The following is a 20,023-nucleotide window of genomic DNA, read 5'->3' as shown; positions in this document are numbered from 1 at the left end:
CTTACTCGATGCTTGTTTCAAGCCTTCTTCGAACTGCTGTGTGCGTTGTTCGAGGCGGTCGCGAACGATACGACTTTTCGCGTACGAGACCTTCTCACGCTGTAAGCGACGAGGATGACTCCCAGCGCGACCAGGCTTTGGACGAACTCCGCGCGCGTCGGTTCGTTGAGACCCATTCCCACCAGGATCACGAGAATCAGGCCGGTGACCACTATCGGTAGGCCGGGATACAACCAGACACGGAATTTCAGAATCTCGGGACTTTCGCGTTCCCATCGGCGTCGGAGGCGTAGTTCGGATACACAGATCAGGATGTAAACGAACAAACAGATTGCGCCGGACGAATTCACGAGGAACAGGAAGATCGTGTCTGGCCAGATGTAACCGGCCGCGATACAGAAATACCCGGCCACGGTGCAGGCGAGTACGCCCTTCACGGGCACGCCGCGACTGTTGGTCCGTGTCATCCATGCCGGCGCGTCGTTGTAGACGGAGAGTGCGAAGAGCATCCGTGACGCCGTGTACAGGCCGGAGTTGAGGCAGGACAGCACAGCGACCAGAACCACGAGATTGAGAATGTCGGCGGCGCCGGGAATTCCGAGCAGGTCGAGTGCGGAGATGAACGGAGAATCGCCGACGACGAACGAATCCCACGGCAGCATCGTCACGAGGAGGAAGGTGGCGACAACGAAGAACGCGAGAATGCGGAAGACGACGGTGTTCGTGGCTCGTCTGATCGCTCCGGCCGGTTCGGCGGATTCCGCTGCGGCGATTGTGACCAGCTCGGCTCCGGTCATGGAGAAGATCACGGCGACAACGCCCACCAGCACGGGGGTGAAGCCGTTCGGCAGAAATCCTCCGTGGCCGGTCAGATTACTGAAATCGACTTCACTGCCGGGCCAGATGCCGAAGACGAACAGACTGCCGAGCACGATGAAGCCGATGATGACGGCGACCTTGATACCTGCAAACCAGTATTCGGCCTCACCGAAGTTGCTGACGGAGAGAAGGTTGACCCCGGTCATCACCAACAGGAGTACTGCTGACATGAGCCAGAGCGGTACACCATGGATCCACCGGGAGAGCAGGGTAGCTCCGACGACGGATTCGATGCCGACGACGATCACCCAGAAATACCAGTAGAGCCAGCCCGTGGTGAAACCCGCCCAGTCGCCCAACGCCATTCGCGCGTACTCGGTGAATGATCCCGTACACGGCTTGGCGACGGCCATTTCACCGAGCATGCGCATCACCAGGAACACGATGATGCCGCAGATCGCGCAAGTGATGACTGCGCCGGGGCCGGCCTGGTTGATGATTCCGCTCAGCCCGACGAAGAAACCGGCGCCGATGACACCACCCATGGAAAGCATGGTGAGGTGGCGCTTCTTCAAGCCTGTCTTGAGCGTCGAATGAACGCTGGCGGCTTCGGCTGTTTCGGTGCTGCTGTCGGGCATCTGGGCTCAGCTCCTATTGCATGACGCGATCAGTTCTTTCGGAGAGACGCTAAGCTCGTCGTGTGATCCAGAACATGGACCTGATGTACAAATTGGAACTGAAGACTGTCAGTTCTGTCCACTGCCTTCGGAGGTTCCGGTAATGCCGATGACTGTCCGGCGCTTGGCGGCTACCAACTCTCTCGGTCTCTCGGTTGTTGCAGGTCATGGCCACGTCGATCTGCCGATCAGTTGGGCGCACGCAATCGAGTTGCAGGATCCGAGTCGATGGCTCGCCGGTGGAGAGCTTGTCATGACGACGGGGCTGCACCTTTCGCGATCGGCGACAAAGCAGTACGAGTACGTCGAGCGCATTGCGCGGACCGGCGCCGTGGCACTGGCATTCGACACCGGCACCGTGCACGAGAAGGTGCCGAACGCGATCATCAGGGCCGGCGACGAACTGGGTTTTGCCGTGCTTTCCGTCGCCAAGGAGACGCCGTTCATCGCCATCTCGCGGGCCGTGATCGACGAGCTGACCGCCGACCAGATACGAACGGTGCAGGCGGTGGTCGATGCCCAGGAGAAGTTGGCGCGTGCCCTGCTCGACGGAGTGCCGGCCCTGATCGCTGCACTGGGTCGAGCGGTTCACGCAGCAGTGTGCGTTCTCGATCGGGACGGAGCGGTGCTCGCTCTGACGGAAAGTGCGAGTTCGTCTCTGCCCGAACGCATCAGGGAGCGATCAGGCAAGGAGCGCAGCCGGGTCGTGGTGGACGACGACGGCCATCTGGCCATTCACAAGCTTGCCGTGAGCGGCACGCTGGCGGTGGCGTCCGATGCTGCCTTGGATCAGTCCGAACGACTGCTGGTCGGCCACGCGGTGTCGCTGTTGACCATCGAGCTCGCCAAGCCGTTGCGGGTTGTCGATGCCGAACAACGGCTGAGGTTGGCGGTCGCGACGATGGTGCGCCAGGCTGGCGGCGAAGTAGACGAAAGTCTGTTGCGGTACTTCGGATTCGAATCCGGATCCCCGGTGGTTGCAACTGCCTTGACCGATGTCGGGCCTTTGCTGGCGGCAACCGATATCACTTCAGCGGCCCTCGAAGAAGTGGCGGTGCCGTACCTGTTGGCTCCACTGAATGACGGCACCGGCGTGTGGTTCGTCGTGAAAAGTGAAGTTGCGGAGAAGGTCGCGCGCAGTGTGTATGCGAGAGTGCGGGAGAATTCACGCCGGAGTATCAACGGCGGAATCGGTAGCGTCCGGCCGATGAGCGGTGTAGCAGCGAGTCTGCGCGAGGCCGTCTCTGCTGCCAAAGTGGGGCAGGTCGATGGACACACGCTCGTTCCGTTCTCGGAACTCGGGACTTTCAGTCTCTTGTTGAGTGTGCAGTCGAACGATGTTCTGCAGTCGATCGCGGCCGGCGGCCTCGGTGTGCTGGAAGGCTACGATGCCGAGAACGGTTCCCGTCTGGTGGACTCGATCGAAGCGTTCCTGCACCACAATGGACAATGGGAGTCCGCTGCAACGCAGTTGGGTGTTCACCGGCACACGCTGCGTAACCGCATGGACAAGGCCGCCGAGTTGATCGGCCGAGATCTCGATTCCGCCCACACACGGTCCGAGTTGTGGATCGCACTCAAAGCTCGTGAACTGCTGCAGGCGGAATCGAATTCAGATCACGCTCGGCCGCCCCTGAGATAGACGGTGGTGGTGTGAGTGAAGAACTCCCGCGCCGCGTCGCCTTGTTCCTTGGGCCCGTATCCACTCTTCTTCGCACCGCCGAAAGGTACGTGAGGATCAGCGCCTGCCGATTCCGAGTTGACGTGCAGGATCCCCACGTCCAGGTCATCGATACCGGCAAGTGCGCTGGTCAGGTCCTGAGTGAACAGCGCTGCGGACAAACCGAATTCGCCCTCATTCGCCAAGCGGAATGCGTCTGCAGTTGTTGCTGCCCGCTGCACCGCAAGCACCGGGCCGAAAAGTTCCTCGAACCATAGTTCGGTGCTCGCCGACAGTTCCAGCACCGTCGGCCGGACGTAGTGGCCCGATTCCGGCGCTTCGGCGCTGGCCACAACTCTGGCGCCGCCGCCGCCGACGGCTCGATCGATTCCCTCGATGATCGTTTGCTGTGCGTATGCGCTGACCACAGGACCTGTAGTGACGTCGGGATCGAGTGGATCTCCGACTCTCAATTCTTCGACCTCGACGGTCAGCCTCGCCAAGAATTCCTCGGCGATGGATTCGTGGAGCACCAGACGCGAAGTGGCCGTGCATTTCTGGCCGGTTGACCGGAATGCTCCCAACATGACCTGCTCGACTGCAAGCCCGAGATCTGCGTCGGCAAGTACGATGGCTGCGTTCTTTCCACCCATTTCCGCCTGGGCCGGAACTCCGCGCGCTGCAGCAGATCCCGCGATTCTTCGGCCGACGCCGGTGGAACCGGTAAAGGTGACGGCGTCGAGGTCCGGGTGGTCGACCAGCGCTTCACCTGCCGCGCTGTCGGCAAGGATCATGTTCAGGACGCCATCGGGTAGGCCCGCTTCGGTCAATGCCTGCGCGAGACGGAAGGCCAGAAGGGGCACCGCGGCAGCCGGTTTCCAGACAACAGTGTTTCCGTATACCAAGGCGGGCGCAATCTTCCACGCCGGGATCGCGATCGGGAAGTTGAACGGCGTGACGACGCCTACCACGCCGAGAGGTTTGCGAGTGACAAGAATTTGCTCGCCGCTACGTGGGGAGGAATACACCGTCCCGGACTCGCGGTCTGCGGCGTTGCCGTAGTAACGCAGAATCTGCGCAGCCCGGCGCACTTCTCCGATACCCTCGGCCAGCGTTTTCCCCTCTTCGCGGGTGAGTTCTTCGCCCCAGGCATCGGCGTTGGTTTCGATGATTTCCGCTGCGCGAGTGAGGTATGCGCCGCGTGCGGACATCGGTAGGCGCGCCCAGTCGTTCGCGGCGATGCGGGCGACGCGAACACCGGTCGCCATTTCAGATGCGCCGGCGCGGCCTCCGGTGGCGACAACTTCGTCGGGGCGAGCCGGGTTGGTGTCCGTCAGTGTGCCTTCGCTACCCGTGACCCAAGCTCCGCCGATCAAGCTGTGAACAACGACGCTCATCGGACTGCTGTCACAGCGTCGCGAAGGATGCCGAGTCCTTCGGCCAGCAATTCGTCGGAGATGCTCAGCGGCGGGAGGAATCGAACGACGTTTCCGTAGGTGCCGGCAGCGAGGAGAAGTAGGCCGTGCGCGTGGGCGTAGCTGACGATCTGGGCGACGGCCTCGCGATTGGGAGCCTTGTCTTCGTCGTGGATCAGCTCGATTGCAATCATGGCGCCGCGTCCACGAATGTCGCCGATTATATTCGTGTCCGAAGCGATTTCGGACAGCCCTGTGGTCAGGATTTCGCCGATGTCCTTTGCGCGGTCGAGGAGGCCTTCCACCTCGATCGTCTCGAAAACTGCCAGGGCGGCCTCGCAGGCCACGGGATTGCCGCTGTACGTACCGCCGATACCACCGGGATGCGCGGCGTCCATGACTTCGGCACGGCCGGTCACGGCGGCGAGTGGCATTCCGCCGGCGAGACCTTTTGCAGTTGTGATGATGTCGGGGACGAAGTCCTCACTCTCGCTGGCGAACCAGGCTCCGGTTCGAGCGATACCGGTCTGGACCTCGTCCGCGACGACGAGAATGCCCCGCTCACGGCAGAATTCGGCGATGCGCTTCAGGAATCCCGGAGCGGGAACGATGAAACCTCCCTCACCCTGAATCGGTTCCACGACCACAGCGGCTACCGATTCGGCACCGATCTGAGTGTCGATCGCAAGACGGAATTGGGCGAATGCTTCGTCGGCAGCGTTTTCGGGGCCGCTCGGCCAACGGTAGGGGTAGGCCATCGGAACCCGGTAGACCTCTGGTGCGAACGGGCCGAATGTGGCCTTGTACGGCTGGTTCTTGGCCGTCATCGTCATGGTCATCAACGTGCGACCGTGGAATGCGTGGTCGAAGACGACAACTGCCGGGCGACCGGTCGCGGCACGTGCGTATTTCACGGCGTTCTCGAGCGCCTCGCTGCCGGTGTTGAACAGCGCTGTACGTTTCTCGTGATCTCCCGGGGTCAGGCGGTTGAGCGCTTCGCAGACCTCGACGTACCCCTCGTAGGGGTTTGCGAGGAAACACGTATGGGTGAACTGGCTGAGCTGGCGTGTGGTGCGTTCGACCACGCGCGGCGCGCTGTTTCCGACGGTGGTCACGGCGATGCCGCTGCCGAAGTCGATGAACGAGTTGCCGTCGACGTCGACGACAACTCCTCCGCCCGCTGCAGCTACGTAAATGCTGGATCCGCTGGTCAGTCCGGCCGGCAGTGCGGCGCTCCGGCGCTTCGCCAAAGTGCGCGAGTTGGGGCCAGGCACTTCGGTGACGAGGCGTCGTATCTGGGGAAGGGTCGGTCCACCGGTGCACGTTTCCGTGCCGTGCTCGAGAATGGTCATCGCAGTGCCTCCAGTTGTTTTCCGAACTGTAGGACGGCGATTAACAGACCGGACATGGCCGGATTGTCGAGTGGCTTCTACCTCATAGGACGCCGCGTCCAGCTAGTTATTCGCGAAACTGCCGAGGAACCGCTGCAACAGTGGGTTGTAGATCTCGGGTGCTTCCCAGAACGCTGCATGCCCGACTCCCGGGATCACGTGGTAGGTGCCCTCCCAGAGATTCGCGAAGGTCAACGACGCGACATACGAAGTGTTCACGAACGGGTCCTCGGCGCCGTCGATCACCGCGAGAGGCACAGACGCCGTTGCAACCAGGGCCTTCTGATCTGATTCGCGGCCCGCGCCGAATGCGTCGAACATGATCTTGCGAGCGCGCCCGTCCGTGCGTATCGCGGCGTCGAGGGCAGACTGCTCGAAGGGAACGGCGGTCATCCGTGCGTAGAGTTCGGCTTCCTGCGCGGTGATGACCTCGGTGCCGCCGATGGACAATCCGTCGCCGGCATTGAATGCGTCGCCGAGCGTCTCGGGATTTGCCGGTGGCGTACCGGTGATGACGATTCCGGTGAGCCCGGGGAATTTCGCGATCAACTCGAGGGCGATGTGTCCGCCGAGCGACCACCCGACGACAACCGCTCGTTCGACGCCGAGTTCGGCCAGAACATCGACGATGGCGTCGGCGTAACCGTTCTGCGTGTACGCGGCTTCGGGTTCGCTCGCGTCCTCGGAGTCGCCGTGGCCGAGCAGGTCCAGAGTGATCATGCGGTAGTCGCCCGCCCAGCCGGCGTCGACCTGATGACGGAAGATGGAGCGGCTGGCCGAGTTTCCGTGGATGAAGACAACCGGGAAACCATCGGTGGCACTGTCGTCGACTGCCATGACGCCATGCCGGGTTTCGATCTTGGTGGTTGTCATCGGAATCCTCATCGTTCGAAGTGCACGGTCAGCGGGTATCCACGCTACCGGGCATATGCGGCATAGAGTTCACCCGTGGACTTCGCATTGCGCTCGTGCAGTTGGCACGGTCACGAGACCTACGCTCCGGACGAACCTGAGCTGCGGGGGCGACTACATGTGGACACTGCGGTGGGCCAGGCATGGCGGTGCCTACGTTGCGGCAACTTCGTCCCGGGAGCGCCGCGAGCGTCCGGGCCGGCGGACGCCGCTCCCGAGGTTCCGCGGGGACGGCTGCTTCGCGACCGGTTGATCATGCGACTTCTTGCCACCGAGAGAATGTTCCGCGCTCTGGGGTTGGTTCTTCTGGCGATCGGGGTGTTCAAACTCAGATCGTCGAAGGGGCGCGTCGAGGACGCCTTCGAGAACGAATTGCCGTTGATCAGACCATTGGCCCGCCAGCTGGGTTGGAACATCGACGATTCCAAACTGGTTCATCACATCGAGCAGGCGTTTTCGTTGTCGGCGACGACGCTCACCTGGATCGCGGTCGGTCTGTTGGTCTACGCCGGCCTGCAAGTGATCGAGGCCGTCGGGCTGTGGATGGTCAAACGCTGGGGCGAGTACTTCGCAGTGGTGGCGACCAGCTTGTTCCTGCCCCTCGAAATCTACGAATTGACCGAGAAGATCACGTGGTTGAGGGCCGGGCTGCTGCTGGTGAACGTCGCCGCCGTCGTGTGGCTGATCTGGAGCAAGCGGCTATTCGGTGTCCGCGGCGGCGGCGCGGCGTATCACGCCGAACATTCGGAGGAGAGCCTGCTGACGGTGGAGCGGGCCGCGGTCAAACAGGCTTCGTGAGACCGGCTTTCGACGCGGCAGCACCAGCCAGTGTTGCTGCCCCGATCGTGATCATGGCGGCGAGGAGGATGGCTGCGGGTTCACCGTCGCCCATCACCCCCAATTGAGTGCCCACCGTCACTGCGGCAACCGGTACTCCCAGTTGTGCGGCGGACAGCACGCCGAGCGGGAGCGGAAGACCGAGGACGCGTATCGCGGCGTGAACCACGAGAGTTGCTCCACCCAAGACCAATCCGAGCCAGATGGCGGACGGATGGGTGACGAGGTCGCGCAGATTGATCGCCGCTCCCAACCAGACGAAGAAGAGAGGCGCGAAGAAGCCGTCGGTGATCGCGAAGAGTTGTTTGGCGAGGCGGCGGGGTTCACCGATTGCGGCCAGGACCAGTCCGAAGGCGAAGCCCGCGAGCATGATCGACACGTGAGTGCTGGAGGCCAGCGCTGCCAGAGAAAAGAGGATCACCAGATTGATCCGGAGTTCGAGTGCAAACTTTCGTTTCTCCGAGAATTTGTGGAGCTTTCGCCAATGGCCGGACCGGTGGAAGGCTCGCAGTACGAAGAACAAGGCAACCGCACACGCCGCCACCGCCAATGCGCCGACACCGGCACGAGGGGCATTGTCCGGATCGATCACCAGAGGCAGCGCGACAATGCAGACGGTGTCCGCGATCGCGACCTGGGCAGTCATCTGCAGAACCGAGGTTCCACCGAGCCCCAGCGAATCGACGATGGGGAGAATCAACGCCGCGGACGACGACGCGATCAGGACCGCGTACAGCGCGGCGTGACCGGTGCCGAATGCCGTCGCCGCACCGTAGCCGGCAACAACCGACAGGAGTCCGACGACAACCGAACGAACGGCACCCTTGCCGATTGCCGCACGAACTGCCGGATCGCGGACCGGGACGTGTGAGCCGGCCACCATCATCGCGAGCGCGAACCCGATATCGGCCAGGAACGTGAAAGTCTGGTCCGAAGAGTCGAGCAGCCCGAAACCTGTGACACCGAAGACGACGCCCGCGGCAAGTTCGCCGACCACCACGGGGACATGCCAGCTGACGCGAGCGCCGAGCAGCGGGCCGAGAATGCCGGCCAGCGCGACGAGGGCAAGGATGCCGAAGGTCATCGACGACCTACGACGTCACTGTCGAGGGAGCGATCTTTGCAGGGATGCCGGTGTTCTCGTCCACGTGGTAGCTCGCACAGACACGGTGGTAGCCGTCGGCGATCTGCGCCGGTACTCCGGCGCGGAAGTCTCCCTGCACCAGCAGGATCGGAGACAGCGCGATCCCCTTGCGGATCTTCAACAGGTCGGCAGCAACGTGCGGGTTGTCGACCGGGAGCAGGGGTAGCCCGGCGGCCCGCAGGATGTCCTTGGCCTTCTTCGAGACCAGCGTCGCCGTCTTGAGGGCGTACACGAGAGCTTGGACCTGAACCGGTGTCGCGCCCAACTGGAGGTAATCGCGGGCCGCCGGGTAGTCGTGCTCGTCCGGCAGGTCCTTCCAGAGAACGGCAGGAGCCTTCTCGGCTACCTTCGGCTCTGCTGTCTTGGGAGCCTTCGGCTGGGCTGCCTTCGACGTTTTGCTCTTGGCCATCTGTGCTGTTTCCTTCAGTGTCGGTCCGCGAGTGGAGCTGGTGCAGAAATCGTGCACTATCAGCGCCGCAGGCACCACATCGGAGCTGTTTGGCCCCCTAGGCGGCGGGTAATCAGCAGACTGCGGGGGAACGAGCAGGAGGCGAAGCAATGAAGCGGATTCTCGCAGTGCTCGCAGCGCTGATCCTGGCGGTGTTCGCACTGACCGCGTGCAGTGACAACAACGATTCGTCGGACAACGATTCGGCCGATCACGACGGCATGGCGATGACCAGCATGGCGATGACCAGCATGCCGACCAGTATGTCGATGCCGAGTATGCCTCTGGGTATGTCGACGCCGGGAGCGTCGTCGATGGGAATCGTGATCAGCGGTTTCGGATATTCGACGCCGGAGTCGGTGATGCCCGGACAGGTACTGACCATTCAGAACAACGACACCGTCGAGCACTCGGTCACGTCCGATACCGCAGGGTTGTTCAACGAGGACATCGAAGCGGGTGAGACGGAAACCATCACGGTGCCGAACGAGCCTGGAACGTACACGTTCCACTGCACCTACCACCCGAGTATGCGCGGCACCTTGACGGTCAAGTAGAGGTCGGCCCCGTCCGGCGTAGCTTTTGCTCCGGAAATTTCGGCGGCGCGCACCCGATCAGGCTGGTGGAGAACAGATCCGGGTGTACGGTTTTCAGGTGCGCCGGAGAATTGCGATCAGTGTCGTCACGCTCGTGGTTTGTGCCCTCGGCTTTTCGCCGCCGGCGCTCGCGGATTCACCGAACGGCTCGTATTCGTCACAGCTGCTGCACTTCTCGGTCGATGTCGGGCCTGAACTCTCGACTCCGTGCACCGTCGTCGGTGAACTTTTTGTTCCCGACGGCGTCGATGCGGACAACCCAGCGCCCGCGATCCTGACCACCAACGGGTTCGGTGGTTCGTACAAGGACCAGATTCCCGCGCTGCAGAACTTCGCCGAGAACGGGTATGTCGGACTGACGTATTCGGGATTGGGTTTCGGTGGCTCGAGTTGCAAGATCACACTCGACTCTCCCGCGTACGACGGCGTCGCCGCCTCCCAGTTGGTCAGCTTCCTCGGCGGCCAAGAAGGGATTGCCTTCACGGATCAGGCTCTGACGCAGCCCTATCCGGCGCTCACCGCGGTGGTACAGGACTCCGTCGATCACACCGGTGCACCGTCGACGAACGACCCGCGGGTCGGAATGACGGGTGGCTCCTACGGCGGCGGCATTCAATTCGCCGCCGCGAGTGTCGATCCCCGTATCGACACGATCATCCCCATGATCACCTGGAACGATCTCTCGTATTCTCTGGCGCCCAACAGCACGGGAATCATCTCCGGTGTGTCGACAGCGGAGCCGGGAGCAGCGAAGGTGCTCTTTGCATCGCTGCTCTTCGGCGCGGGCATCGCGAATCCCGGTGTGGACGGCTACATCGCAGATCCCGCACGGCTACCCGGCTGCCCGAACTACGTCCCTTACATGTGCAACGCGATCGCCGAGGCGGTGGTGACCGGCGACATCGGACCGCAGGTAGTGAGTGAGCTCCGAGCGTCGTCGGTCTCGTCGTTCGTCGACCGGATCAACATTCCAGTACTGCTTGCTCAGGGACAACAGGACACCCTGTTCGATCTGAACGAGGCAACCGCGACTTACGACGCGCTGAAGGATCGTGGCGTCGATGCCAAGATGATCTGGCATTCGTGGGGGCACAGCCACTTGGCCGCTGCGCCCGGCGAATTCAGCTTTTCCGCTCCCGACGAAGACGCGCAATACGAAACCGGTCGCTTCATGGACTGGTTCGATCACTACCTCAAGGACGAGAACACGGAGACGGGACCGGAATTCGCGTATTTCCGTAACTGGATCGACTACGAGGGAAACGCGGCGCCGGCATACGCGACGTCCGACACCGTCGATGTCGGGACCGCCCGCGCCTTCCATCTGTCCGCTGACGGGGGACTGCTGCCGGACGGCACGCCGGTGGTACCTGGTCCGAAGACGATCGTCACGGCACCGGGTGGGCTGCCGACAGGCGTCGAGCCGCTCAATATCAATCCGGCCGGAAACATTCCGAATGCACAGATTCCGGGAACCGAGGCGCTCTGGACCACTGCGCCGATGACCGAGGCGATGGACGTGGTGGGAGCCCCCACTCTGACGCTGCGTGTTGCGGCGCCCGGACAGCCGGTGGTGTTCGCGAAACTCTACGACGTGGCCCCGGACGGAACTTCCTCGCTGATCAACGGACTGATTGCGCCCATACGCATCAGTGATCCGTCCCAACCGGTACCGGTGACGATGCCGGCGATAGTGCATCGATTCGAGCCAGGGCATTCCGTGCGTCTCGCGATCACCGGTGGCGACATCAGTTTCCGTGGGGGACTGCAAGGTATGCCGGTGACGATCTTTGCCGACGGTTCCGGCCCCCTCGAACTTCCCGTCGTGAGCTGAAACACCGTGGGCTGAATTTCAGCGAGAAATGGTTCGACTGTCGCCGCGGAACTCGGCCACGACGGTGTCGCCGTTGCGAACGGTCACGTCGTAGATCCCACTTCGACCGCCTCGTGCCTTCTCGGTGGCGACCGCGGTCAAGGTGTCGCCCAGACGGGTCGGACGTAGAAATCGGATGTCCGCGCGCGCTGCAACGGCTGAATCCTCGTAGCCGTTGCAGGCGAGCGCAAACGCGGTGTCCGCGAGCAGGAAAACATAACCACCGTGTGTGATTCCGTGACCGTTCACCATGGTTTCGCCCACGGTGACGGTCACGGTTGCGCTACCGGGCGCCAGCTCGGAAATCTCGATACCGAGTGCCTGCGACGCCTGGTCCGCGTCGAACATCTCTCTGGCGGTGATGCTTCCTGTACTCACGAGACAACTCCTGTGGGATCGGAGAATTGCAGGGGTCTAGAGGACCGAGACAACTTCCTGGACGTACATGTCGACTGTGCCGGTGGCAAAGTTTGCGACATCTTTTCCAGCGGCGCCCATCTCCGGGGACTTCAGGCCGCTCTGCATCGTCTCGAGATCGGGAAACACCAGGTTGGCGACGGCGTAGAAGACTGGATCGGAGCCGTCAAGCGTCGAGCACTTGCTGAACGTGAAGTCCGAGAGTCCTGGCACTGCGCTGGCGAGCGGGACGTGGATCTCGTTGTAGTACTTGTCGAAAGCCTCCGGATCGGTGGGGCGTCCGTAACATACTGCTACTCGATAGGTCATGTGCTTTCAATTCCCTTCGGGGCGAGTCTTGGCTACCAGAGTCAGGACGTCGTATGTCGCGACCGGATCGTTGTCCTGGTTCGTCACCACGGCATCCCAACGAACCTCACCGTAGTCGGCGCTGCTGCGAGGTGTGATGGTCTTGGCTGTGAGGGTGACCGTCAGGCTGTCTTCGGCTTTCACCGGGGTCAGGAACCTGAGGCTGTCCACGCCGAAGTTCGCGAGAACCGGGCCGGGAGCCGGGTCGACGAACAGACCGGCAGCGAGTGAGACAACCAGATAGCCGTGTGCGACGATGCCGCCGAACAGCGGGTTCGCCGCTGCGGCCACCGGATCGGTGTGTGCGTAGAAGGTGTCACCGGTGAACTCTGCAAAATGATCGATGTCTGCGAGTGTGACCTGGCGCGGACCGCCGACAACGGTGTCGCCGATCTTCAACTCGGCGAGACTCTTTCGGAATGGATGTTCGGATCCGGTCGTGCGCGCTGACCCGGTGAACCAGCGCTCGCCGACCGCGGTGAGCACGTCGGGTGTGCCCTGCACGGCCGTCCGCTGCATGTGGTGTAGAACTCCGCGGATGCCACCCAGCTCCTCACCGCCGCCGGCACGGCCCGGACCGCCGTGTACGAGGACAGGAAGGGGAGAGCCGTGGCCGGTGGATTCGTTGGCGTCGTCGCGGTTCAGGACGAGCACTCTGCCGTGAAAAGCTGCGAGGCCCAGCACCAGTCGACGTGCGATGTCGGTGTCGGCAGTGACCACCGAGGCGACGAGGCTTCCCTCGCCACGGGCCGCGAGTTCGATCGCATGATCGATGCCGTCGTATCCGATGACGGTGCTGACGGGTCCGAAGGCCTCCAGCTCGTGTACCTCGTGCGCATTCTCTTCCGCCCGGAGAAGGACAGGGGAAAGGAAGGCCCCTGACTGGCCGTCGGCACCGATCACGTCGACGTTGTCCGGGTCTCCGAATACGATAGTTGCCGACTTCGTCAGACCGCGAATGGATTTCAAGACTTCATCGCGCTGCTCGATGCTGGCGAGCGCACCCATCGTGACGCCGTCGGCATCGGGGTGTCCCACGACCACTTTGTTCAGTCGCTCGGATGCGGCATCGACAACGGCGTCGACCAGCGAGACCGGCACCAGGGCGCGCCGGATCGCCGTGCACTTCTGACCCGCCTTGACTGTCATTTCGGTGACGAGTTGTTTGACGTACAAATCGAATTCGGGCGTTCCTGGTACGGCGTCCTCGCCAAGGATCGACGCGTTGAGTGAATCGGCCTCGGCATTGAAATGGACGCCCTTGCCGACGACGTTCGGGTGAGCACGCAGCGTTGCGGCGGTGTCGGCGGATCCGGTGAATGCCACTGAGTCCTGCCCGCCGAGGTGATCGAGGAGGCCCCGTGCACTACCGGAGAGCAGTTGGACGGAACCCTCCGGGAGCAAGCCTGATTCGATGATGCGCCGGAAGACGAGTTCGGTGAGATATGCCGTGGAACTGGCAGGTTTGACGATGGACGGCACACCCGCGATGAATGCCGGTGCCAGCTTCTCCAGGAACCCCCACACCGGGAAATTGAAGGCGTTGATCTGTACGGCGACGCCGCGGCGTGACGTATAGATGTGTTGCCCGAGGAAAGTTCCGCCCTTGCCCAGAGCTTCGACGTTTCCATCCAGAAAGACTGTGCTGTCGGGCAATTCGCGCCGAGCCTTGCTCGCGTAGCTCAGCAGGGTTCCGAATCCACCGTCGATGTCCACGCCGGAATCTCGCGTCGTCGCGCCGGTGGCAGTGGAGAGTGCGTAGAACTCGGCTTTTCCTGCCATCAACGTGAGGGCGAGAGCCTTGAGCGCGCCGGCACGTTCATGGAAGGTCATCGCAGACAGTGCAGGCCCGCCGACCTCGCGTGCGTACGTAACCATCTCGGCGAGGTCGACGCCGGTTGCGGAGATCCGGGCCACCTCCGATCCGTCCACTGCGCTCGGCAACGGGGTACCTGCGTCCGGTGCGGCGTACCAGCGACCGGCTACATAGCTTTCCAACAGTCTGCTCACGACAACTCCATCTCACCGTACGTTCGGTCGGTAATTACGATCGCCCGGTAACGCCGCGTTGTCAAGGATTCGGCAGAACTGCCTGGAATCAGGCCTTGCGAAGTCCGTCGAAAGTGACGGCGACGACCGCGTCGGCAATGTCGGAGACGGACTCGCCCGCTCGGGGTTTGTACCACTCGATCAGTGAGTTGACGGTGCCGAACATCAGCTTGCTGGCGAGGGCCGGTTCGATGTCCGGGCGCAGGTCTCCCTCCGCTGCGGCGGACGAGACGAGGCCTCCGACAAAGTTGTCGAATTCGCGTCGACGGGCGAGTGCGGCCCGCTCGACCGTCGTGTTGCCGCGGACGCGCAGGAGCAGGGTGACGTACGGAAGCTCTGCGACCAGCACCTCTACGCTGCGCCGGACCAGGTATTCGAGCCGGTCGATGTACGGACCGGTGGTGGCGCCTTCTTCGGTCGTGACCGCAAACAGGGCGTTGAGGGCACGCGAAAGTGCGAGTTCGAGAAGTTCCGACTTGCCGGACACGTGGTGGTAGATCGAGGACTTCGTGATGCCGAGCTTCTTGGCGAGCACCTCCATGCTGGCGCCGTCGTAGCCCTTGTCGTTGAACACCTTTACAGCCACGGCTAAGAGCGAATCGAGGTCGTAGCCGGGACGTCCGGGGAGGCCGGTGCGTCGAGTGGGGCGTGCCGTAGTCATGCCCCCATCTTCTCAGTTCGGGCAAAGCTGTGCACCAACCTCGTTTTCACCCTTGCCAAACGACCGAATGTTCGGTTATTAATGTAAGAGAGCGAGAAGGAGCGAATGTGAACACCCTGCACGTGGACGAGCGCGAGGATCGCGTCGTGGTCACCCTCGACAGGCCCGCGCAACGCAACGCGATCAACGCGGAAATGATCGACGAACTGCATCAGGTTTGTGGACGCCTCGAACGGGATCCGAAGCTGCTCCTGCTTGCCGGGCGCGGAGACCACTTCGCGGGCGGCGCTGACATCGCGGAGCTCCGAGCGCGCGGACGAGAGGAAGCGTTTGCGGGTATCAACCGGACCCTGTTCGACCGTATCGGAAAGCTCCCGCTGCCCACCGTGGCCGCCGTGAGCGGCTATGCGCTCGGCGGCGGGGCAGAGTTGACCTACGCCTGTGACATTCGCGTCGCGACAACGACGGCGGTCTTCGGTAATCCCGAGCCCAATCTCGGCATAATGGCAGCCGCCGGCGCCAGCTATCGGCTGCCGAAGCTCGTCGGAGTCTCGATCGCGAAGCAAGTGCTCCTCGGTGCCAGGAACCTCGACGCCGAGCAGGCGCTACGAGCGGGCCTGGTTGTCGAGGTGACCGAACCGAACTGCCATGTCGATGCAGCGCATCGGCTGCTCGACCGTATTTCCCGACTGTCCCCGCTGGCACTGCGATTGACGAAGATCATCGTCGACGCGCCGGGATCGCATCCGTTTGCCGACGACATCGCCCAAGCTGTCCTGTTCGAGAGTTCGGACAAGCACGATCGCATGACGGCCTTCCTGGAGAAGAAATCATGACTGAAGCAGTTGCACCGAAGACCGTCGGAGTCATCGGCGGTGGACGTATGGGTGCAGGTATCGCCCAGGTGTTCGCCGGTCTCGGCGGGGCGGTCACCATCGCGGAGAGCGGCGACGCCGAGGCAGCGTTACAGCGTGTTTCCACCGGCCTCGACCGCGCCCACGAGCGAGGGAAACTCGGCGACCAGGATCCCGCGACGGTCCTCGCGCGCGTGAGCGTCGTAGGCGCAGTGAGCTCCTTACCCCCGTCGCTCGACCTGATCGTCGAGGCGGTCCCGGAAATTGCGGCCCTCAAGGTCGAGGTGCTCGCCGCTGCGGAAACCGTTGCCGGAGAACGCACCGTGATCGCCAGCAACACCAGTTCCATGTCGATCGCCGAACTCGGCGCAGCGCTGACGGATCCGAGCCGGTTCATCGGTATGCACTTCTTCAATCCAGTCCCGGCGTCGCTGTTGGTCGAGATCGTCCGGGCGCCTCAGACCCGCCCCGAGGTTGTCGACTCGGTACGGGCATGGGTGTCGATGCTCGGCAAGGCCGAGGTGCTCGTCAACGACTCACCTGGTTTTGCAACCAGCCGGCTTGGCGTCGGTCTCGGGCTCGAAGCCATCCGCATGCTCGAAGAAGGTGTGGCGGACGCGGAATCGATCGACCGGGCCATGGAATTGGGGTACCGGCATCCGATGGGGCCGCTTCGTTCGACAGATCTGGTCGGGTTGGATGTGCGCCTGGCGATCGCCGAACACCTCGCGAGCACTCTCGGTGATCGATTTACTCCTCCAGCATTGCTGCGAGAGAAGGTGGCTCGCGGCGAGTTGGGGCGCAAGACGGGACAGGGTTTTCACACATGGAGCTGAACCGAACTGCCTGCGAAAGGAACATCGATGACTGACGTGATCCGCTTGGAGATCGAGCGAGGTTTGGCGACAATCACTCTCGACCGGCCTGAGGCAGCCAATGCCGTCAACGGCGAAATGAAGTCTCAGCTGCTCGAAGCGTTGCTGCAGGTCCGCGCGGACGCAGGCGTTCGAGCGGTGTTGATTCTCGCCGAAGGCAAGAACTTCTGCGTCGGTCAGGATCTGGGCGAGCACGCGGCAGCGTTGGATGCTGATCCGGCGCACGCGATGGACACCGTCGCCGCACACTACAACCCCATCGTCACGGCGCTGTCGACGCTCGCTGTCCCGGTAGTGGTGGGTATCGGAGGGGCCTGCGTCGGAGCCGGGTTGGGGATCGCGTTGGCCGGAGACATCCGTGTCGTGGGGGCTCGCGCGAGCTTTGCGACGGCATTCACCGGCATCGGTCTGGCCAGTGACTCCGGGCTCAGTCATGCGCTCGTGCACGCGCTCGGACCCAGCCGTGCCAGTGGCCTGATGTTGCTCGGCGACAAGTTCGACGCGCAGAGCGCACTGGAGTGGGGATTGGTTCATCGCGTGGTGGCCGACGAGGACGTCGCAGCTGAGGCTCGGGTACTTGCCCGTCGACTTGCCGACGGACCCACCGCGGCCTTCGCCCACGTGAAATCGCTGATCCGTGCCGTTGCTCCTGGGCTTTCCCAGGCGCTGGAGGCCGAGGCGAACGCGCAGGTGGAGCTGGGTTCCACGGCAGATCATCAAGGCGCGGTCACGGCTTTCCTGTCGAAGCAGAAGCCGGTTTTCGAGGGCCGCTGATTTCTGGTGCGTCGAAAGATTCTCTTGTGCGCTGGGACACCTCGGTGCATACTAGTTACCAACCGATCATTCGGTAATAAAAGGTAGGTACGATGACCAACGTGGAAGCTCCACAAGACCTGCAGAACCTGTTCGACGAGACGATCGCGGCAGACCAGCGCATCGAGCCTCGCGACTGGATGCCGGACGGCTACCGCAAGACTCTGATTCGTCAGGTTGCCCAGCATGCGCACTCCGAGATCATCGGAATGCAGCCCGAGGGAAACTGGCTCACCCGTGCGCCTTCGTTGCGACGCAAGGCGATCTTGATGGCGAAGGTCCAGGACGAGGCCGGGCACGGTCTGTATCTCTACTCCGCGGCCGAGACGCTCGGTGCCGATCGTGGCGATCTGACCACCAAACTGATCGAGGGAAAGCAGAAGTACTCCTCGATCTTCAACTATCCGACGCTTACCTACGCCGACGTGGGTGTGATCGGCTGGCTGGTCGACGGAGCCGCTATCTGCAATCAGGTTCCGCTGTGCCGCAGCTCCTTCGGTCCGTATGCGCGCGCGATGATCCGTGTGTGCAAGGAGGAATCGTTCCATCAGCGGCAAGGCTTCGAGTTGTTGGCGACAATGATGCGCGGTACGGAAGCTCAACGTGCGATGGTGCAGGAAGCCGTCGACCGATGGTGGTGGCCCGCTCTGATGATGTTCGGACCGCCGGACGACGAGTCGCCGAACACCGAGCAGTCGATGAAGTGGCGCATCAAGCGGCACACGAACGACGAACTGCGGCAGCGATTCGTGGACATGTCGATACCGCAGGCCGAGGTACTCGGTGTGACCTTCCCTGATCCCGACCTGCGCTGGAACCCCGAGCGTGGCGCACACGATTTCGGTGAGCCGGACTGGAGCGAATTCATGGATGTGGTCCGCGGCAACGGAGCGGCGAGCGTCGAGCGGATCACCAATCGGAAAGCCGCACACGACAACGGGGCCTGGGTTCGCGACGCCGCCTACGCCTTTGCACAGCGCGAAAGACTCGCGCACGATCGCACGACTGGGGAAACATCATGAGCGAGAACGATCAGGTACAGGGCGATCAGGTGCGGGGCGAATGGCCTTTGTACGAGGTATTTCTGAGGGGAAAGCGCGGACTGAACCACGTGCATGTCGGATCCCTGCGCGCGGCAGACGACCAGATGGCGCTACGCCACGCGCGCGACGTCTACACCAGACGTAACGAAGGCGTGAGTATCTGGGTCGTGCCATCCGCGAAAATCGTGGCTTCGAGTCCGGCAGAAAAGGATCCGTTCTTCGCGCCGAGCGGCGACAAGGTCTACCGGCACCCGACCTTCTACGACATCCCGGACTCCGTTCCCCACATGTGAGAATCACTTCGACTTCGAGGACCAACAGATGAACGATCACGACAGTGCCTACGACGGCCTGGTCGACGGTGACGGCCACGGTCAGTGGGCGTTCGGAACCAGCTTCGACGACCCCCTCGCCGGAGTCGACACCACGGTGCCCGGCGATGTCGATCTCGGTGCGCTGGCGCGCTACTGCCTCATGCTTGGCGACGACGCGCTCGTCAGTTCGCAACGACTCGCCGAATGGTCCACGCGAGCACCGGAACTCGAAGAAGAGGTAGCTCTCGCCAACGTCGGCCTGGACTTGATCGGGCAGGCCAGGCTGCTGCTGGCTCGCGCGGCAGCAGCTGATTCCACTGTGGTTCCGTTCATCTCGGATACGTCGCCGGTGCCGGCCGAAGATGCGCTCGCCTTCTTTCGTGATCAGTTCGGTTTCCGGAACGTGAGACTGGTGGAACTCGCCAACGGCGACTTCGCGCACACGGTCGTTCGGCTACTCGTGTTCTCGACCTGGCGGCTGGCGCTGTTCGATCGGCTGCGCACGTCGCGCGATCCGGTTCTCTCAGCTGTGGCGAACAAAGGTGTCAAGGAACTGACCTATCACCGCGACTACGCGGCAAGATGGGTCGTCACCTTGGGCGCCGGCACGGCAGAATCCAAGCGTCGGACGGCCGACGCCTTGCTCGAGATCTTCCCGTTCGTGGACGAACTCTTTGTTCCCACTCAGGACGAACTCGTTTTGGCAGAAGTTGGCGTCGGAGTGGATCCGCGTACTGTTCGGCCGGAGTTCGACGCTGTTCTTGCCCAGGTCCTCCATGCGGCCGAAATGGAAGAGCCGCCTTCACGTTTCTCCGGTTTCGTCGGCGGCCGCGGCGGACGTGCCGGACTGCACACCGGGGCGCTGGGACTTCTTCTT

General features: G+C 62.7%; 20 protein-coding genes. 10 read left to right on the top strand and 10 right to left on the bottom strand.

Going from position 1 to position 20,023, the window contains the following annotated elements:
* Window positions 1–17: 17 nt before the first annotated feature.
* The gene (locus ABX74_RS28275; protein ID WP_021345866.1) at window positions 18–1,457 is read right to left on the bottom strand and encodes an amino acid permease; all 1,440 of its coding nucleotides are present in this window, start codon (window positions 1,455–1,457) and stop codon (window positions 18–20) included.
* A 148-nt stretch (window positions 1,458–1,605) separates the two neighbouring features.
* Here ABX74_RS28275 and ABX74_RS28270 point away from each other — a divergent pair, with 148 nt between their 5' ends.
* Window positions 1,606–3,138: a PucR family transcriptional regulator gene (locus ABX74_RS28270; RefSeq protein ID WP_223258042.1), complete on the top strand. Its 1,533-nt coding sequence runs from the start codon at window positions 1,606–1,608 to the stop codon at window positions 3,136–3,138.
* Here the strand turns inward: ABX74_RS28270 and ABX74_RS28265 are convergent.
* The 3 genes from ABX74_RS28265 to ABX74_RS28255 form a co-directional block, all read right to left on the bottom strand.
* Window positions 3,114–4,553, bottom strand: a complete 1,440-nt coding sequence (locus tag ABX74_RS28265) for an aldehyde dehydrogenase family protein (protein WP_021345864.1) — start codon at window positions 4,551–4,553, stop codon at window positions 3,114–3,116. The genes ABX74_RS28270 and ABX74_RS28265 overlap by 25 nt on opposite strands.
* A complete protein-coding gene (gene gabT, locus ABX74_RS28260) occupies window positions 4,550–5,923 on the bottom strand; it encodes a 4-aminobutyrate--2-oxoglutarate transaminase (RefSeq protein WP_047890235.1) in 1,374 nt (457 codons plus the stop codon). Before gabT ends, ABX74_RS28265 begins: the two co-directional genes overlap by 4 nt.
* A 102-nt stretch (window positions 5,924–6,025) precedes the next feature.
* Complete coding sequence (locus ABX74_RS28255; RefSeq protein ID WP_047890234.1) at window positions 6,026–6,835, bottom strand: alpha/beta fold hydrolase; 810 nt, start codon at window positions 6,833–6,835, stop codon at window positions 6,026–6,028.
* Between the two features lie 75 nt (window positions 6,836–6,910).
* Between ABX74_RS28255 and ABX74_RS28250 the strand changes: the two genes are divergently transcribed.
* A complete protein-coding gene (locus ABX74_RS28250; protein WP_031333849.1) occupies window positions 6,911–7,672 on the top strand; it encodes a DUF2127 domain-containing protein in 762 nt (253 codons plus the stop codon).
* On the opposite strand, the gene ABX74_RS28245 is transcribed toward ABX74_RS28250, so the two are convergent.
* Both ABX74_RS28245 and ABX74_RS28240 read right to left on the bottom strand, forming a co-directional pair.
* On the bottom strand, window positions 7,656–8,795 hold the full coding sequence (locus tag ABX74_RS28245) for a cation:proton antiporter (protein ID WP_047890233.1): 1,140 nt from the start codon (window positions 8,793–8,795) through the stop codon (window positions 7,656–7,658). The genes ABX74_RS28250 and ABX74_RS28245 overlap by 17 nt on opposite strands.
* A 7-nt stretch (window positions 8,796–8,802) precedes the next feature.
* Window positions 8,803–9,264: a hypothetical protein gene (locus ABX74_RS28240; protein ID WP_223258041.1), complete on the bottom strand. Its 462-nt coding sequence runs from the start codon at window positions 9,262–9,264 to the stop codon at window positions 8,803–8,805.
* Window positions 9,265–9,413: 149 nt separating this feature from the next.
* Between ABX74_RS28240 and ABX74_RS28235 the strand changes: the two genes are divergently transcribed.
* Window positions 9,414–9,860 carry a cupredoxin domain-containing protein gene (locus ABX74_RS28235; protein ID WP_047890232.1) on the top strand — a complete coding sequence of 149 codons (447 nt, stop codon included), beginning with the start codon at window positions 9,414–9,416 and terminating at the stop codon, window positions 9,858–9,860.
* Window positions 9,861–9,942: 82 nt separating this feature from the next.
* Entirely contained in the window at window positions 9,943–11,733 is a 1,791-nt protein-coding gene (locus ABX74_RS28230) for a CocE/NonD family hydrolase (RefSeq protein WP_047890231.1), read from the top strand.
* Between the two features lie 18 nt (window positions 11,734–11,751).
* Here ABX74_RS28230 and paaI read toward each other — a convergent pair whose 3' ends face one another.
* From paaI to ABX74_RS28210, 4 genes are all read right to left on the bottom strand, one after another.
* Window positions 11,752–12,120, bottom strand: coding sequence for a hydroxyphenylacetyl-CoA thioesterase PaaI (gene paaI / locus ABX74_RS28225; protein ID WP_047890246.1), 369 nt, complete (start codon window positions 12,118–12,120; stop codon window positions 11,752–11,754).
* 66 nt (window positions 12,121–12,186) lie between these two features.
* Window positions 12,187–12,498 carry an EthD family reductase gene (locus ABX74_RS28220; RefSeq protein WP_003943191.1) on the bottom strand — a complete coding sequence of 104 codons (312 nt, stop codon included), beginning with the start codon at window positions 12,496–12,498 and terminating at the stop codon, window positions 12,187–12,189.
* Window positions 12,499–12,504: 6 nt separating this feature from the next.
* Entirely contained in the window at window positions 12,505–14,547 is a 2,043-nt protein-coding gene (gene paaZ, locus ABX74_RS28215; RefSeq protein WP_047890230.1) for a phenylacetic acid degradation bifunctional protein PaaZ, read from the bottom strand.
* Between the two features lie 88 nt (window positions 14,548–14,635).
* Window positions 14,636–15,247, bottom strand: coding sequence for a TetR/AcrR family transcriptional regulator (locus tag ABX74_RS28210; RefSeq protein ID WP_019745762.1), 612 nt, complete (start codon window positions 15,245–15,247; stop codon window positions 14,636–14,638).
* Window positions 15,248–15,354: 107 nt separating this feature from the next.
* Between ABX74_RS28210 and ABX74_RS28205 the strand changes: the two genes are divergently transcribed.
* From ABX74_RS28205 to paaC, 6 genes are all read left to right on the top strand, one after another.
* Window positions 15,355–16,083, top strand: a complete 729-nt coding sequence (locus tag ABX74_RS28205; RefSeq protein ID WP_029537162.1) for an enoyl-CoA hydratase/isomerase family protein — start codon at window positions 15,355–15,357, stop codon at window positions 16,081–16,083.
* Window positions 16,080–16,937 (top strand): 3-hydroxyacyl-CoA dehydrogenase family protein, encoded by an 858-nt coding sequence (locus tag ABX74_RS28200; protein ID WP_019745760.1) that lies wholly within the window; start codon window positions 16,080–16,082, stop codon window positions 16,935–16,937. The genes ABX74_RS28205 and ABX74_RS28200 overlap by 4 nt, the downstream gene beginning before the upstream one ends.
* Before the next feature lie 27 nt (window positions 16,938–16,964).
* Window positions 16,965–17,750 carry an enoyl-CoA hydratase/isomerase family protein gene (locus ABX74_RS28195; protein ID WP_047890229.1) on the top strand — a complete coding sequence of 262 codons (786 nt, stop codon included), beginning with the start codon at window positions 16,965–16,967 and terminating at the stop codon, window positions 17,748–17,750.
* Between the two features lie 92 nt (window positions 17,751–17,842).
* The gene (gene paaA / locus ABX74_RS28190; RefSeq protein WP_047890228.1) at window positions 17,843–18,811 is read left to right on the top strand and encodes a 1,2-phenylacetyl-CoA epoxidase subunit PaaA; all 969 of its coding nucleotides are present in this window, start codon (window positions 17,843–17,845) and stop codon (window positions 18,809–18,811) included.
* Window positions 18,808–19,125 carry a 1,2-phenylacetyl-CoA epoxidase subunit PaaB gene (gene paaB / locus ABX74_RS28185; RefSeq protein WP_020909477.1) on the top strand — a complete coding sequence of 106 codons (318 nt, stop codon included), beginning with the start codon at window positions 18,808–18,810 and terminating at the stop codon, window positions 19,123–19,125. The genes paaA and paaB overlap by 4 nt, the downstream gene beginning before the upstream one ends.
* A 28-nt stretch (window positions 19,126–19,153) precedes the next feature.
* Window positions 19,154–20,023, top strand: an 870-nt coding sequence (gene paaC, locus ABX74_RS28180) for a 1,2-phenylacetyl-CoA epoxidase subunit PaaC (protein WP_047890227.1), incomplete at its 3' end; no start/stop codon positions are given.

The sequence above is a fragment of the Rhodococcus sp. ARP2 genome, assembly GCF_001029585.1.
GTDB classification, from domain to species: Bacteria; Actinomycetota; Actinomycetes; order Mycobacteriales; family Mycobacteriaceae; genus Rhodococcus_F; species Rhodococcus_F erythropolis.
The sequence above is the reverse complement of the archived record's forward strand: the minus strand, read 5'-3'. Positions and strand labels throughout refer to the sequence as shown.

Coding starts and splice junctions, on each gene's coding strand:
- gabT (WP_047890235.1), bottom strand. CDS start 5,923: ATGACCATTCTCGAGCACGGCACGGAAACGTGCACCGGTGGACCGACC.
- ABX74_RS28270 (WP_223258042.1), top strand. CDS start 1,606: ATGACTGTCCGGCGCTTGGCGGCTACCAACTCTCTCGGTCTCTCGGTT.
- ABX74_RS28265 (WP_021345864.1), bottom strand. CDS start 4,553: ATGAGCGTCGTTGTTCACAGCTTGATCGGCGGAGCTTGGGTCACGGGT.
- ABX74_RS28235 (WP_047890232.1), top strand. CDS start 9,414: ATGAAGCGGATTCTCGCAGTGCTCGCAGCGCTGATCCTGGCGGTGTTC.
- ABX74_RS28245 (WP_047890233.1), bottom strand. CDS start 8,795: ATGACCTTCGGCATCCTTGCCCTCGTCGCGCTGGCCGGCATTCTCGGC.
- ABX74_RS28275 (WP_021345866.1), bottom strand. CDS start 1,457: ATGCCCGACAGCAGCACCGAAACAGCCGAAGCCGCCAGCGTTCATTCG.
- paaB (WP_020909477.1), top strand. CDS start 18,808: ATGAGCGAGAACGATCAGGTACAGGGCGATCAGGTGCGGGGCGAATGG.
- paaI (WP_047890246.1), bottom strand. CDS start 12,120: ATGTTCGACGCGGACCAGGCGTCGCAGGCACTCGGTATCGAGATTTCC.
- ABX74_RS28210 (WP_019745762.1), bottom strand. CDS start 15,247: ATGACTACGGCACGCCCCACTCGACGCACCGGCCTCCCCGGACGTCCC.
- ABX74_RS28200 (WP_019745760.1), top strand. CDS start 16,080: ATGACTGAAGCAGTTGCACCGAAGACCGTCGGAGTCATCGGCGGTGGA.
- ABX74_RS28255 (WP_047890234.1), bottom strand. CDS start 6,835: ATGACAACCACCAAGATCGAAACCCGGCATGGCGTCATGGCAGTCGAC.
- ABX74_RS28195 (WP_047890229.1), top strand. CDS start 16,965: ATGACTGACGTGATCCGCTTGGAGATCGAGCGAGGTTTGGCGACAATC.
- paaA (WP_047890228.1), top strand. CDS start 17,843: ATGACCAACGTGGAAGCTCCACAAGACCTGCAGAACCTGTTCGACGAG.
- ABX74_RS28220 (WP_003943191.1), bottom strand. CDS start 12,498: ATGACCTATCGAGTAGCAGTATGTTACGGACGCCCCACCGATCCGGAG.
- ABX74_RS28240 (WP_223258041.1), bottom strand. CDS start 9,264: ATGGCCAAGAGCAAAACGTCGAAGGCAGCCCAGCCGAAGGCTCCCAAG.